Origin of the sequence: Cohnella suwonensis (assembly GCF_042655365.1) — a bacterium.
Lineage (GTDB): Bacteria > Bacillota > Bacilli > Paenibacillales > Paenibacillaceae > Cohnella > Cohnella suwonensis.
The window spans coordinates 490,247-505,194 of record NZ_JBHSMH010000005.1; the positions used below are offsets into that span (position 1 = coordinate 490,247).

The window sequence follows — 14,948 nt, forward strand, 5'->3', positions numbered from 1 at the left end:
TCCCTGCGTCGAAGCTTGCGCTTCTTATTTCATTTTCTGAAGCAGCTGAATACGGTACGCTTCGCTCTCGAGCGACGCGATCTCTTCGGTCTCTTCGGCCGTCAGCACTTTAGGCTCCTTGATCGCTTTGGCGATGAGGAAAATCTTCGCGCTTTCCTCGACGACTTCGGTGCGGTAGTAAGCTTCGCGAAGGTTGCGCCCCGTCGTGACGAGTCCGTGGTTGCCGAGCAGGATCGACGAATGCTCGATTTTCTCGACGACCGCGTCGGCCAACCGGTCCGTCGTCGGAAGTACGTAATCGACGTATACCGTTCTACCGACGAGCGCCGCTTGGTCCGGGAACATGATCGGCAAATCTTTTTCCACCAGCGTAAAAGCGATGCAATAAGGCGGGTGAGTGTGCACCATCGCGCCGATTTTCGGATTTTGGCGGTACGCGTACAGATGCATGAGCACCTCCGACGACGGACGAAGGCCGATATCGGTTATAGCCCCCGTCTCGATGTCAACTTCCACCCATTGCTCCGGCTTGATTTCGTCCAGCGCGAAACCGCTCGGGGACAAGTACATTTTGCCTTCGAAGCGGGCGCTGATATTGCCTCCGGGCCCTACGACCAGTTTGTTGCTGACGGTTTTCTGCGCGTATTTGCACAATTCCTCGCGAATCGCTTGGCTGCTCATATCCGTTCTCCCCATCTATGGACGGACGAAGATCGCCTGCTCCGACCGGGCAACAGGCGACGGCGACGTCCATCGTACGTATTTTTATTTGTAGAGCGGTCCGAAGTTGGCGCATGCGCGGTAGTCCGCGCTTTCGGCGTCGGCCGTTCCGAACAGTCCCCATGCCCGCGGGCGGAAAACGTTCTCCGGCGCCACGTTGTGCATGCTGACCGGAATGCGAAGCATCGATGCTAGCGTGATCAGGTCTGCGCCGATGTGGCCGAAGCTGATCGAGCCGTGGTTCGCACCCCAATTATCCATGACATCGTACACGCTCTTGAACGAACCTTCGCCCGTCAAGATCGGAGCGAACCAAGTCGTCGGCCACGTCGAATCCGTCCGCTTATCGAGCGTGTCGTGCACGCCTTCCGGCAAGTCGACGGAATAGCCTTCCGCGATTTGCAGCACCGGCCCGATGCCTTTGACCAAGTTCAAGCGGGACATCGTCATCGGCATGCCGCCGCGCGTCAGGAAGTCGGACGAATAACCGCCCCCGCGGAAATATTCCACGGACGCCGGACGCCAGGACGTCGCGTCGAGACACTTCTGCGCTTCCTCCTGGCTGATTTCCCAGAAAGGCTTCATCGCCGGCTTGCCGTCTTTCGTCTGTTCGCCCGTGCCGTCGAGCGTCGCCGGTCCGGAGTTGATCAAGTGAAGCAATCCTCCAGCTGCCGCTCCGCTCAGCTTATGTCCGGTCACGCGTTCTACAGCGTCCGCGCTCCAATAGGTACGAACGTCGGCGAAGATTTGCGCTGTGTTCGTCAGCAGGTTGCCGAACAGCATGACCGCGCCGTTCAGGCTATCGTTCTCGGTAGCGAGCATGTAAGGCGCGCGAATGCCGTTCCAGTCGAACGAGGAGTTCAGCATCGCTTCCATGAAGTCGCCGTTCGGGAAGTGGTCCGTCCATTGGCGCTGGCCTTGGAAGCCGGCGACGATCGCGTTGTGGCCTTGCGCTTCTTCGCCGAAATCGAGCTCCGCGAGGCGCGGGTTGCCGACCATCAGATCGCGCGCGATGATCGTCATCTTGACGACCGTCTCCCAGTCCTTGTCTTTGCGCTGACGGGACGTTTGGATATCGGCCGGATTGTTGTCCGGACCTTCCTTGCAGTTTTCTTTCACCCAAGCAAGCGCTTTTTCGTACTCGATCGGATCGAAGATCCCTTCGTCCATACGGCGAACGAATTCGCTCATGTCGATATATTCGGTGCGAAGGCCCAAAAATTCTTGGAAAAACGCGTCGTTAACGATCGAACCGGCGATGCCCATCGAGACGGATCCCATCGACAAGTACGACTTGCCTTTCATGAGGGCGACCGCGAGACCGGCGCGCGCGAAGCCGAGCAACTTGCCTTTTACGTCTTCCGGCACATCGGTCGTTCCCGCGTCTTGCACGTCTTTGCCGTAGATGCCGAACGCCGGCAAGCCTTTTTGCGCGTAAGCGGACAATACCGCCGCCAAGTACACCGCGCCCGGGCGCTCCGTGCCGTTAAAGCCCCATACCGCTTTCGGAACCGAAGGATCCATGTCCATCGTCTCGGTGCCGTAACACCAGCAAGGCGTAACCGTTATCGATACCCCTACGTTCTCGCGGGCGAATTTCGATGCCGCCGCGGCGGATTCCGCGACGCCGCCGATCGTGCTGTCGGCGATGACGCACTCGACGGGGGAACCGTCGGGGTAACGCAAGTTTTCGGAGATCAGCTTGGCTACGCCAATCGCCATGTTCATCGTTTGGTCTTCAAGGGATTCTCGGACGCCTTTGCGGCGGCCGTCGATCGTCGGGCGAATGCCGATTTTCGGAAAAGCGCCATTCCATCTGAAAGTTTGCTCTGCCATTCGATTAAGCCTCCATAGATCAAAATAATGTTACCGATAACCCTAAATTATCAGGGAAAGCGCTTGCTGTCAATCGGGGATTTCGGTAAGATAAACGTAACATTTGTCGGGCAAGGAGCTTTATTAATGGTTACAATCTACGATATCGCCGCCCAAGCAGGCGTGTCCGCCATGACTGTTTCCAGGGTTATCAATAACACTGGGAAGATCAGCGATAAGACGCGAGCGAAAGTTCGGCGGGTCATGGAAGAACTGAATTACGTGCCGAACCATATGGCCCGCAGCCTCGTGCTGCAACAGAGCAAGCTGCTGTTCCTGCTCATAACGGACATCACGAACCCTTTCTATACGACGTTGGCCCGGGGCGCGGAGGACGCGGCGAAGAAACACGGCTACCGGCTGTTATTCGGCAACTCAGACGAAAGCGTCGACAAGGAAAAGGATTACGTCGACGCGATTCTCGCGACGAGAGCCGACGGCGTGCTCGTCGCCCCGGCCGGAGACCTTTCGTTGCCCCACTTGGAGAGCCTGCGCATGCACAACGTGCCGTTCGTGTTGCTCGACCGCGAAGTGCCCGGCGTAGGCAGCGACGTCGTTCTCGGCGATTCGAAGGAAGGCTCTCGCAAGCTCGTCGACCATCTCACGTCGCGCGGGCATAGAAGGATCGCGCTCATCAACGGCTCTCCCACCATATCGAGCGCCCGTCTGCGCCACGAAGGCTATCGGGAAGCGCTGAAGCTGAACGACCTCGCGTACGACGAGCGCTACGTCCACGAAATGGCGTTCCAGCTTCGCAACGACCTGAGCGAAATCGAGAGCTGGCTCGACGGGATGACGCCGCCTCCGACCGCGATCGTCGCCGGCAACAACGTGCTCGCGGTCGAAGTCATCCGCACGCTGCACGGCCGCGGTTTGCGCGTACCGGACGATGTCTCGGTCGTCGGATTCGACGATCTCGGGCCTTACTCGGAGATCGATCCGTTCCTGACCGTCATCGCCCAACAGGCGTACCAATTCGGTTACCTGGGCATGCAGATGCTCGTCGAGCGCATCCAAGAACGCGGCGGCGAATCCCCTCAGCCATGGCGCAAAATCGTGCTTCCGGCGGATTTGATCGTGCGTCGGTCGGTCGCGGATGCGAAATAATGCAAAAAGCAGGCCCTCGATAGAACCCTCGGTAGGGCGATGTCGATGACCTGCTTTCTTATGACAGTATCCCCGTCTCTCAGGAGAAAAATGTGCAAATAGTCGTTATGATGGGCAGCGCTGAGTTAGTCGTTCAAAGCGACTAATTCGACGGGTTACCGTTCCGCTTCGCCCTCCGGTCTACTAGCCCAACCGCAACCCGCACTCCGAGCAGTCCGTCCCGTTCAGAGCGACCCGATGCCCGCAGGACGGGCAATCCGCGTAAGTCGCGTCGTCGCTTTCGTCTGATATATCTTCCTTGTCCGTGCCCGATAACAGCTTCTTCAGCGTTCGCACATCCTTAGCTAGCTTCGAGTTGTCGATCGCCGCTTGAATGACGTTGTACAAAATAACGAAGAAAAAGAGGATGCCGACAATCCAACCGATCAACAATCCGATCATAAAACACCTCGATCCCCGTTGAATAGCGTTACACGGTCAAAACGGTTCAATCCTCGGACGAAGCTTTCAAGTCGGGCGCAAACCGATGCTTCGTCGCTTGTTCGTAACCGTAGGCGATCTTGATCAGCGTCGTTTCGCTGAATGCCGTTCCGACGAAGCTGACGCCTTGCGGACCGCTTGTCGGCGCCTCGCCCCAAGGGCGGGTGCTCGTCTTCGCGTAACCCGCGGGCACGCAAATGGACGGGTATCCGGCTCTAGCCGCCAGATCTGTTCCGTCGTCCGCTCCGAAGAACAAGAGGGCGTCCAAGCCATGCTCGCGAAGCGCCTCGTCGATCGCGCGGCGCGCCTCGACGTTCATCGCCAAAGCCGCGACGTACTCGGGCTCCGTTAACGTGCCGCTCGTCTCCTCCGACCAGATCAGCGTCCCTTGCCCGTATTTCAGCGCCCGGTCGGCGTTCATCTCGTTATATGCGATGACTTCCTTCAACGAATGGACCGGAACATGCTCTGGCAACTTCCCCAAGTAATCGTTAAGCGCCTTCTTGAACTCGTAACGCAGCACGTCCCCGTTCCATTCCTTATCCTCGCAACGAAGACTGACGGGGTCGACGATCGTCGCGCCGCGGCTTCTTAACGTTTCGATCGCCGCCTCGAAAATCGACAATCTCTCCGCGTCCAGCCCTTGAACGTAGTGCCGAGGAATACCGATAACGGACTGCTTCAAGAACGCCTCATCCAAGCACTCCGCATAACCCTGAGCGAAAGGGATATTGGCCATAGGCACGCTGTTCCCCGTGTAACCCTGAGCGAAAGGGATATTGGCCATAGGCACGCTGTCCGCCGAATATCCCTGAGCGAGAGGGATACCGGCATTAGAAGCCGGATCCCTGGCATCCGCCCCGACGATCGCGCCGAGCACCGCCGCCGCGTCCGCGACCGTCCGAGCCATCGGGCCCGCCGTATCCTGGCTGCTCGTGATCGGAATGATGCCCGATCGGCCGACCAACCCGACGGTCGGCTTGATTCCGACGAGCATATGCTGGCAGGACGGGCTGATAATCGACCCCATCGTCTCCGTGCCGATCGCGGCAGCCGCGAAGCTCGCGGCGATCGAAGCGCCCGATCCCGAGCTGGAGCCGCCGACGAACAGCTCGCCCGGTCCGTAAGGATTTTCCGTCTGGCCTCCCCTGGAGCTATAGCCGGACCACATCGTCGACGACATGAAATTCGCCCACTCGGTCATGTTCGTCTTCCCGAGCAGCACAGCCCCCGCCTCGCGCAGACGCGCTGCCACCGCCGAATCTTCGGCCGCGAACGAACTCGCCAAGGCGATCGAGCCCGCGCTCGTATGCATTCGGTCTCCCGTATCGATATTGTCCTTCAGCAGAATCGGAATGCCGTGCAACGGCCCGCGGCTCCCCCGCTCTTCCCGTTCGCGATCGAGCGACTTCGCGATCTCGAGCGCGTCCGGATTGATCTCCAATACCGAACGGATGGCGGGATCGTACTTCCGTATCCGATCGAGATACGCGCCGACGAGCGCCACCGAGTCGAACTCGCCTTTTTCCATCGCCGCTTGCAACGTACCGATATCCTTTTCTATGATCCATTCCGGTAATTTCATGCCCATTTGTCTCTACGGCTCCCTCCGGCTCTGCCGCCAAGCTTATCCCGCTTCAATCGGCGAACAACTCTTCCAACATCCGTTTCTTGTCGTTCAAGAAACGCTTCGTAATCGTATAATGATCGGTCTCCTCCAGCGTTGTCGTCCCGATGCCGCCCGACGTCAGCTCGTACATGACCGAATCCGGATACGCCATCAAGATCGGGGAATGCGTCGCGATGACGAACTGCGAGTCCTGACCGACCAGCTCGTGGACTCGCGCGAGCATCGACATTTGCCTCAAGGGAGACAGCGCCGATTCCGGCTCGTCCAACAGGTAAAGCCCCATGCCTCCGAACCGGTGAATGAACGCCGAGAAGAACGATTCCCCGTGCGACTGCTCGTGAAGCGACTTCCCGCCGTAGGAATCCTTAATTCGAGGCCCAGGCCCGCCCTCCCGATCCAGCTCGTCGATGTTGGACGCGAGATTATAGTAGCTTTCCGCCCGGAAAAAGAACCCGTCTCGCGCCTTATACGCTCCTCGGACGAGACGAACGTATTCGTGCAGCTCCGAGTGGGTGGCCGACGTGGAGAACGAGAAGTTTTTCGTGCCGCCTTCCGCGTTGAACCCCCATGCGACGGCGATCGCTTCCATCAGCGTCGACTTGCCCATGCCGTTCTCCCCGACGATATACGTCACCTTCGGGTGAAAGTCGAGCTTATCCAAGCCGCGGATGGAAGGAACGTTAAACGGATAACGCCGGTGATCCGGAATCGAGTCGCGGTCCAAAACGATGCTTCTCAAGAACGTCGGTCGAACGGTCATGCGACAACCTCCATTTTCGGCGAATAGGACTCCAGTGTAGCATATCCATATTGGGAATAGTTGGTATACTTCGGGGAGAGAACGCATGCCAAAAGGCCAGTCTCGGCCGGTTTACGCCCGGGAGACTGGCCCATTTCCTTGCAAACCGCTTTATTTAGCTTTCCAGCCATACGGTTTTCTCCGCGGCGGGAACGCGCTTGCCGACCGGGATCGCCATGTCGGGGTAGCCGACGTAGATCAAGCCGACGATCTGTTCCTCCTCGGCGAGACCGAAGGCGCTCTTCATCTTCGGATGGTACGCAGGCTCGCCCGTGCGCCATACCGCTCCCAAGCCGTTCGCGTGGGCCGACAGCAGCAGGTTCTGCACCGCGGCGTGAGCGGCTGCCAACTCTTCGATCGCGACGGCGCGAGCGTCGTCCGACGGCGAACAGATCGCCGCGATGACCGCCGGAGCGCGGAACGCTTGCGCGACGGCTTTCTCAAGCTTGTCGCTAAGCTCCGCTTCCGGCAAATCCCCCAGCTTCTCGGCCGCGACGTCCGCGTACGCTTGACCGAGCACGCGGCGCCCTTGGCCCGTCATGACGACGAACTTCCAAGGCTGCGATCCGAAGTGGTTCGGCGCCCACGTCGCCGCTTCGATGATCCGCTCCAGCAATTCCTTCGGAACGGCATCCTCCTTGACTTTGCCTATGCTTCGTCTTCCTTGGATGACTTCTTCTATGCTTGCCATATCCATCGTTCCTCTCCCCGTTAAGCAACCTATTGTGGCGGCGTGATTAACCCGCGCTCTGCCGAAGGCCTCCGCCTACGAACTGGCTGTTGTACAGGTCGGCGTAGAAGCCGCCCTTCGCCAGCAGTTCCTCGTGCGTGCCCTTCTCGATGATACTGCCATGATTCATGACGAGAATCAAGTCCGCGTCGCGAATCGTGGACAGCCTGTGCGCGATGACGAAGCTCGTGCGGTTCTGCATCAGGTCGTGCATCGCCTTCTGAATGTGCGCTTCCGTCCTCGTGTCGACGCTGCTCGTCGCTTCGTCCAGAATGAGAATCGACGGATTCGCGAGAATCGCCCGGGCTATCGTAAGCAACTGCTTCTGGCCTTGCGACAAGTTGGACGCTTCTTCATTTAACACCGTATCGTAGCCTTCGGGCAGGGTACGGATAAAATGATCCGCGTGCGCCGCCTTAGCCGCCTCGACGATCGCCTCTTCCGACGCGCCGATGCGCCCGTAGCCGATATTGTCGCGGATCGTGCCGTTGAACAGCCACGTGTCCTGCAGCACCATGCCGAACAAACCGCGCAAATGACCGCGTTTCATCCGCGTGATCTCTACCCCGTCCACCGTGATCGATCCCGCGTTCACTTCGTAGAACCTCATGAGCAGGTTGACGAGCGTCGTTTTCCCGGCGCCCGTCGGTCCGACGATCGCGACCATCTGTCCGCTGCGCACGTCGATGTCCATGTTCTCTATAAGCGGCGCGTCCTCTTTGTAGCCGAAGCTGACGCCGCGCAGCGAGACGTCCCCTTTCGGAGAGACGAGCTTCGCATCCGCGCCGTCCGCCGCTTCCGGCGTTTCCTCCGGTTCGTCCAGCAGCTCGAACACCCGCTCGGCGGAAGCGATCGTCGATTGAATGATATTCGCGATGTTCGCCGTCTGGACGAGCGGCATCGAGAACTGTCTCGCGTATTGGATGAAGGCTTGGATATTCCCGATCGAGATCGAGCCTTTCGTAACCATGATGCCGCCGACGACGCTAATGAACATGTAGCCGATATTGCTGACCATGTTCATCAGGGGCATGATGTTGCCAGAGACGAATTGCGCGCGCCAGCCTGACTCGTACAGCCGCTCGTTCACTTGATCGAACTTTTCGACCGCGTTCTTCTCCTGTCCGTACGCTTTCACGATCTGGTGTCCGGAAAACATCTCCTCGACGTGACCGTTCAGCATGCCGAGCTCCATTTGCTGGGCCTTGAAATGCTTCTGCGATCGTCCGGCCGCCCCCTTGATGACGATCATGGAGAGAGGAAGCGTCAGTAGTAATATCAACGTAAGCCACGGACTGATCGTGAGCATCATGATAATGACGCCGATAATCGTAATAAGCGACGTGATGAGCTGCGTCAAGCTTTGCTGCAGCGTGTTGCTGATATTATCGACGTCGTTCACCGCGCGGCTCAGGATTTCCCCGTTCGGTCGGCCGTCGAAATATTTAAGCGGCAGCCTGCCGAGCTTTTCCTTCACTTCGTTGCGAAGCCCGTATACGGTTTTCTGCGCGACGCCCGCCATCAGGAATTGCTGAATATAGCTGAAGATCGAGCTGACGAGGTACAGCGCCGCGAGAAAGACGATGATTTGCCATATGCCCGGCAGATCGAACGATGCGTTCGGATCGCCGTTGAACTTGCCCATCATGCCCTTGAATAACTTCGTCGTCGCTTCGCCGAGCACTTTCGGGCTATAGATCGAGAACGCGGTGCTTAAGATCGCGGTGACGAGCACCGCCATTAATTTGACGCGCTGCGGACGCAAGTACCCCATCAGCCTGCGCAACGTTCCTTTGAAGTTTTTCGCCTTCTGCACGGGCATTCCCATACCGCCCATGCCGCCGAAGCCGCCCCCCATAGGGCCTCTTCCTTGCGGCCCTCCCTTTTCGGGTCCTCCGCGCTGCGGTCCGCTCATGCGATCTCCTCCTCGGAAAGCTGGGATGACACGATCTCGCGATAGACGTCGCAGCTTTGCATCAGCTCGCGGTGGGTTCCGCTGCCGACGATCCTGCCTTCGTCGAGCACGATGATCCGGTTCGCTTCCATGACCGTGCTGACGCGTTGGGCGACGATGATGACGGTCGCTTCCGTCGTCTCGGCTTTAAGCGCCGCCCGGAGCTTCGCGTCCGTCTTGAAGTCGAGCGCCGAGAAGCTGTCGTCGAACAAATACACTCGAGGCTTGCGAACGAGCGCGCGGGCGATCGACAGCCGTTGCTTCTGTCCGCCGGACAAGTTCGTTCCTCCCTGGGCAACGGCGGAGCCGTAGCCTTCCGGCATCTCCTCGACGAAGTCGCTCGCTTGGGCGGTCGCCGCCGCATGCCGAACCTCTTCGTCGGTCGCATCCGCCTTGCCGAAACGGATATTGTCGGCGACCGTTCCCGTGAACAGAAGCGCCTTCTGCGGGACGAGGCCGATCTTCTCGCGCAGCTCCTCTATCGACAAGTCGCGGACGTCGGCGCCGTCGACGCGAACCGCGCCTTCTTCGACGTCGTAGAAACGAGGCAACAGGCTGACGAGCGTAGACTTGCCGGAGCCCGTTCCCCCGATGATCGCGGTCGTCTCGCCGGGCAGCGCCCGGAACGAGATGCCCGAGACGGCCGGATTCTCGGCGCCCGGATAGCGGAACGTCACGTTGTCGAACTCGACCGTTCCCCGTGCCGCCGACTCCGCCGGTTTATTTTCCGACGCGCGTTTCCGTTCCTTCTCGACGTCCTCGATGACGGGCATCGTCTCCAGCACCTCGTTGATCCGGACAGCGGAAGCGGAAGCGCGAGGCACCATAACGAACATCATAGATACCATCAGCAGCGAGAACATGATCTGCATCGCGTATTGCAGGAACGCCATCAAGTCGCCGACCTGCATTTGCCCTTCGCTGACCCGGACGCCGCCGAACCAGATGATCGCGATGGACGAGAAGTTCAGGATCAGCATCATCAGCGGCCACATGGAAGCCATGATCTGGTTGACCTTGATCGCCGTCCGCGTCAGGTCGCCGTTCGCTTCCTTGAACCGGGCCGTTTCGTGCTCGAATCGGTTGAACGAGCGAATGACGCGAATGCCCGTAAGCCCTTCGCGAAGCACGAGGTTTAGCTTGTCGACCTTCTTTTGCATCGCTTTGAAATACGGAATACCCCGGCTCGCGATCGCGTAGATCGTCAGCGCGAGAATCGGGAGCGCCCCCACGAAGACGAGGGACAGGTGGGCGTCCTTCGATACGGCCATGATCAAGCCGCCGATGCACATCATCGGAGCGGAAATCATCATTCGCATCATCATGACGAGCACGGATTGCACTTGCGTAATATCGTTCGTCGTACGCGTGATAAGCGATGCCGTGCCGAGCTTGTCGAACTCCTGAAGGGAGAAGCTTTCGACGTGCCGGAACACTTTGCGCCGAACGTCCCTTCCAAAGGCGGAAGATACTCGCGAGGACAAGTAACTCGAAGCGATGGACACGATCGTCCCGATCGCGGTTACGCCGAGCATAAAGCCGCCGATGCGCCAAATGTAAGGAATATCTCCTTTGACGACCCCGTCGTTGATAATGTCCGCCATGAGCGTGGGCAAATAAAGCTCGCTTAGCGATTGCAGCAGCACGAGCGCCATGACCGCGGCCACCGCCCAGCGGTACGGACCTAAATTACGAAAAAGCTTAAGCATCGACTCCATCATCTCCTTGTCCGTTAATCGATAATGCCATATCTTCATATGTAAAAAATATAATATGCTAACATTATGAACGGAATATGAACGGAAAACAAATGACCGCCGAATCGGTAAGCGATTGCCGAGCGTCTTCCCAATGCGTTATACTGTTCCCAACGAGACGAAGAACGTCCCGCTCCATGCCTAACATGGAGACGGGACGTTTTTCTTTTTAAAGGAGGAATTCGTTTTGATGTCATTCGACCATGCGCATGAGGCATTCATTCGGCATCACATGTCACGTCGGACCGGAGAGAGAAAAGGACGACTTGAACGCGGTCACCGCGAAGCCGAGAAATTGTTTTGCGAGAACGTGTGGCGGCCCGTTTTCGGACATTTCGACGCGTTGCATCCCGAATTCGAAGTGCTCGATTGGCGCGGACATTCGTACTTTTGCGACTTTGCCTGGTTAACGCCAAGCGTCAAGCTCGTCATCGAAATCAAGGGCTTCGTCCCGCACGTCAAGGATATGGACAGGCCGAAATACTGCATCGAGCTGAATCGGGAAACCTTCTTGACCGCGATGGGATTCCAGGTCGTCTCGTTCGCTTACGACGACGTAGCGCAACGCCCCGAACTTTGCGTCAACTTGTTGCGCATGGTCATCAGTCGATTTCACTCTCAAGCTTCTCCCGTGGACACGGTAACGTTGCTGTAGAAGGAAATCATCCGTTTCGCTTGCAGGTTGGCCGGATCATTGCGCCCTATCGACGTGGAAACACACCTGGGCTTGAACCACCGCACTGCCGTTAGGACGCTTCGAGCGTTGTGCGAGAAAGAGTTGTTCGCGCCCGTCGCCGGCACGGAAGGCAAACACGTCGTGCGTTACGTGCTTCGCCCGGTAGCGTTGCGTATGTTGTAGAAGGCGGACTTGCTTGCGTCAGCTCGATGCAGAATAGCGAATATTTTTGAAAAAGCCTACAATTGTGCAGTTATTTGCGTACCCGTCATAACGGAGCGATCGATTCCTGCGAAAATACAGCAATTTACCGAGCGCATACGCGATTGAGGCGTTTATTGGTAATTTTCCTGCACTTTCGCAGGAATTATCATTCTACGGCGTCTTTCGTCTTCGAAAAGATGCACTTTCGCAGGAATTGCCCGAAGGGAGGGAAACGAGGGGGCATACTTTTGGCTTAACCGACTCATTCGGCTTAACCGGCTTATCGGCCTACCGGGCTTTCACAGCTTTCACAGCTTTCACAGCTTTCACAGCTTTCACGGCATTCCGGCTTACCCGGCTTATTCGACCTATCCCGTTCCTTTACCGATATGCTTGAGAGCCTCCCGCACGCTGAGCGGCGAAAGCTTGTTCGAGGCAACGAACCGCCGCACCGCCTCTGAGTCGGTTTTGGCGTATTCGCGCAGCGCCCAGCCGATCGCCTTGCGGATGAAGAACTCGCTCTCGTCCTTGCAGCGCAAGACGTACGCGAACAGCCTGTCCGCGTCGGTGCGGCCCTTGTAGCCGAGCTGATAGAGGATAGCCGTGCGGCGAAGCCACATATTGTCCGAGCGAATCCAACGTTCCGGGTATTCCGATAGCAGCTCGGGGAACCGCGTCAGATGCGTTCCCATCGTATGTGCAGCCAAATAATCGACCGTGTCCCACCACGACTTCGTCGTGATCAGATTCTCGAACGCTTCGATGTCCCCGATCTTCGCCTTCTTCTTGTATCGTTCGAGGAACGCCATCGCGACGTTCTGGAACTCCCGCTCGGGCAACGCCCATAGCCGGTTGACGATCTCCAGCACGTCTTCGTCCGCCGGATAGCCGCGCTCCGCCCAGAACGCCTTCGTCAGCCGCGTCCGCTCCGGCGTCTTGATGCCGAGGAACGGATACTGCCCGCGCATGTAATTTTCCATCGGGATCGCCGTTCCCCTATCCTCGTGCCGCCTGAACCACGCGGCCAGATCGCTTGCGTACCTCTCCGCCTCCGTCGCCAACCGTCTCGCCCTCCTTATTCGTTGAAGCTTAGCCCCGCCTTCGCCATCGCCGTTCTCATATCGGGCGGAACCGGCGCCTTGAATTCCCTTCCGTCCGGCATCACGATGCGCCACGCGTGCAACAACTGATGGTTGACGTCGCCGAACCGATGCCCGCCGTACTTGATATCGCCGAGCAACGAATGGCCGATATGTTGAAAATGGGACCGAATCTGGTGCGTACGCCCGCTGATCAGCTCGATTTCCACGAGAGAGTGCGAACCGCCCGTCTGAAGGACGCGATAGCGGGTTTCCGCCGACTTGACCTGTCCGGCGCCGCCCAGACGTTCGACGTCCAAGTTCCCGTCCACGACGCGGGTCCGGTTGTTCTTATCGTCGCGGATCAGATCGTCGGCAAGCGTTCCTTCGCCGGTCAGCCTTCCTTCGACGATCGTCACGTAGAACTTGCGCAGCTCGTGTTTCTGGATCATTTGATTGAGACCGTGAAGCATTCCGGCCGTCTTGCCGACGAGCACGATGCCGCTCGTATTCCTGTCGAGCCGGTTCGCTGTCGCCGGCATGAACAGCGGGCTGTCCAGCTCGCCTTTGCGATACAAATAAGCGTGCACGCGGTTCACAAGCGTATCTTTCTGGTCGGTCTGGTCGGGGTGCGTCAACATGCCGACCGGCTTGTTCGCGACGAGCAGCTCGGCATCCTCGTACAACACGTCCACGTTCGCGTTCACGCCGACGTACTTTTGTTTTTTCTGGCCGATGCTCGCTTCTTGATATGCGGATTCCTCCACGTACAGCGACAGCTCGTCGCCTGCAGCAAGCTCGTAATCCTGCTTTTTACGTTTGCCGTTCACCTTCACTTTGCCGTTGTCGATCATTTTATAGATTTGCCCGAGGGGAATGTTCGGCATCAGGTTCCTCAAATAGCGATGAAGTCGCTTCCCGCTCTCGGACGGGGTGACGGTACGATTGATCATGGTCGAATTTATCTCCTCTGGCTGTAGTGCAAGCGAAATTGTATGTCTTTATTATAGTTGCCGAACCCGGCTCCGTACAAAGTCAGCCCGCCGACGTGGGTCGCGTCGTCCTCGACCGTGAACCGCAGCGTCCAGAACTTGTCGTCCAGCCGTAAATCGTCCAACGTGACGTCGGATAACCGTTGCCCGTCCATAAACGTGCCGTCCCGGTTCACGCGTAGCGACTTCCATAATCCGTACTGGTTCATCGAAGGATGCCACCAATCCGGCGAGAACCGCCCTTTGGCATGGCTGCCGAAATCCCCGGGGCTCGTCCATTCCCCGAGCGGAACGCCGTTCAAGTAAAAGCGGATGTCCGACGGCCACTGGTCGTTCGCGCCCGGAGCCTCCGAAGCGATCTCGAACTCGATCTCCAGCTGCTCCGCCTCTTGGCTAGGCAATAAGTAATTCGGCAGCTTGTATTCCACATACCCTTTCCCGAACCAGAGGATCGCCGCGTTCACCCGCTCCGGATCGAGAAAATACCGCGGATCGTCGTATTGGCCGACGAGCTTCTCCCGCGTCGCGAGCCCGCACGTCGGAAACACTTCGAACGACGTGTAATGGCCGACGGGTATGTGCTGCTCGTAATAGGGCTTGTCGGCCGCCTCGGCGTGCGGAAGCTCGATTTCTACCGCGGTTTCTGCGAGCGCGCACATTTTGTGCGTGCCCCCTTCTTTGCGGACCATCTTCGCGGAGATCAATCCGGCCTGCTCCAGCTTGCGGACGTGCATCGTCAAGATCGCGCTGCTGAGCGACAGCCGCTCGGCAATATCCTTCACGTTCATCGGCTTCTCGGCCAGCAATTCGAGCAATCTCAGCCTCACGTCGCTCGCGAGCGCCTCGTACAAAGGCAGCCATTTCCGATCGGTGTTCGCTTTAATCATTTGTTCGCTTCCTACTCTCTTGTTCATCCTATACAATTAATATAAATATAAATCCTAA

13 protein-coding genes are annotated in these 14,948 nt (G+C 58.1%); 2 read left to right on the forward strand and 11 right to left on the reverse strand.

Going from position 1 to position 14,948, the window contains the following annotated elements; translation table 11 throughout:
• Positions 1 to 24 precede the first annotated feature (24 nt).
• Complete coding sequence (locus ACFPPD_RS04470; RefSeq protein WP_209743519.1) at positions 25 to 681, reverse strand: class II aldolase/adducin family protein; 657 nt, start codon at positions 679 to 681, stop codon at positions 25 to 27.
• Positions 682 to 765: 84 nt separating this feature from the next.
• Entirely contained in the window at positions 766 to 2,556 is a 1,791-nt protein-coding gene (locus ACFPPD_RS04475) for an L-fucose isomerase (protein WP_209743521.1), read from the reverse strand.
• 126 nt (positions 2,557 to 2,682) lie between these two features.
• Here ACFPPD_RS04475 and ACFPPD_RS04480 point away from each other — a divergent pair, with 126 nt between their 5' ends.
• Positions 2,683 to 3,702 carry a LacI family DNA-binding transcriptional regulator gene (locus tag ACFPPD_RS04480; protein ID WP_209743523.1) on the forward strand — a complete coding sequence of 340 codons (1,020 nt, stop codon included), beginning with the start codon at positions 2,683 to 2,685 and terminating at the stop codon, positions 3,700 to 3,702.
• A gap of 183 nt (positions 3,703 to 3,885) precedes the next feature.
• Here ACFPPD_RS04480 and ACFPPD_RS04485 read toward each other — a convergent pair whose 3' ends face one another.
• From ACFPPD_RS04485 to ACFPPD_RS04510, 6 genes are all read right to left on the reverse strand, one after another.
• Positions 3,886 to 4,143, reverse strand: coding sequence for a hypothetical protein (locus ACFPPD_RS04485; RefSeq protein ID WP_209743531.1), 258 nt, complete (start codon positions 4,141 to 4,143; stop codon positions 3,886 to 3,888).
• A gap of 46 nt (positions 4,144 to 4,189) precedes the next feature.
• A complete protein-coding gene (locus tag ACFPPD_RS04490; protein ID WP_209743533.1) occupies positions 4,190 to 5,773 on the reverse strand; it encodes an amidase family protein in 1,584 nt (527 codons plus the stop codon).
• 46 nt (positions 5,774 to 5,819) lie between these two features.
• A complete protein-coding gene (locus ACFPPD_RS04495) occupies positions 5,820 to 6,572 on the reverse strand; it encodes an AAA family ATPase (protein WP_209743535.1) in 753 nt (250 codons plus the stop codon).
• A gap of 154 nt (positions 6,573 to 6,726) precedes the next feature.
• On the reverse strand, positions 6,727 to 7,308 hold the full coding sequence (locus tag ACFPPD_RS04500; protein WP_209743537.1) for a nitroreductase family protein: 582 nt from the start codon (positions 7,306 to 7,308) through the stop codon (positions 6,727 to 6,729).
• Positions 7,309 to 7,348: 40 nt separating this feature from the next.
• The gene (locus ACFPPD_RS04505; RefSeq protein WP_209743539.1) at positions 7,349 to 9,256 is read right to left on the reverse strand and encodes an ABC transporter ATP-binding protein; all 1,908 of its coding nucleotides are present in this window, start codon (positions 9,254 to 9,256) and stop codon (positions 7,349 to 7,351) included.
• On the reverse strand, positions 9,253 to 11,004 hold the full coding sequence (locus tag ACFPPD_RS04510; RefSeq protein ID WP_209743541.1) for an ABC transporter ATP-binding protein: 1,752 nt from the start codon (positions 11,002 to 11,004) through the stop codon (positions 9,253 to 9,255). Before ACFPPD_RS04510 ends, ACFPPD_RS04505 begins: the two co-directional genes overlap by 4 nt.
• 238 nt (positions 11,005 to 11,242) lie before the next feature.
• Here ACFPPD_RS04510 and ACFPPD_RS04515 point away from each other — a divergent pair, with 238 nt between their 5' ends.
• Positions 11,243 to 11,707, forward strand: coding sequence for a DUF559 domain-containing protein (locus tag ACFPPD_RS04515; protein ID WP_378081325.1), 465 nt, complete (start codon positions 11,243 to 11,245; stop codon positions 11,705 to 11,707).
• Between the two features lie 593 nt (positions 11,708 to 12,300).
• Here the strand turns inward: ACFPPD_RS04515 and ACFPPD_RS04520 are convergent.
• The 3 genes from ACFPPD_RS04520 to ACFPPD_RS04530 are packed head-to-tail and all read right to left on the reverse strand — an operon-like array spanning position 12,301 to position 14,890.
• Positions 12,301 to 12,993 (reverse strand): DNA alkylation repair protein, encoded by a 693-nt coding sequence (locus tag ACFPPD_RS04520; RefSeq protein ID WP_378081327.1) that lies wholly within the window; start codon positions 12,991 to 12,993, stop codon positions 12,301 to 12,303.
• 14 nt (positions 12,994 to 13,007) lie between these two features.
• On the reverse strand, positions 13,008 to 13,964 hold the full coding sequence (locus ACFPPD_RS04525; RefSeq protein ID WP_209743543.1) for an RluA family pseudouridine synthase: 957 nt from the start codon (positions 13,962 to 13,964) through the stop codon (positions 13,008 to 13,010).
• An 8-nt stretch (positions 13,965 to 13,972) separates the two neighbouring features.
• The gene (locus ACFPPD_RS04530; RefSeq protein ID WP_209743545.1) at positions 13,973 to 14,890 is read right to left on the reverse strand and encodes an ArsR/SmtB family transcription factor; all 918 of its coding nucleotides are present in this window, start codon (positions 14,888 to 14,890) and stop codon (positions 13,973 to 13,975) included.
• Positions 14,891 to 14,948 lie beyond the last annotated feature (58 nt).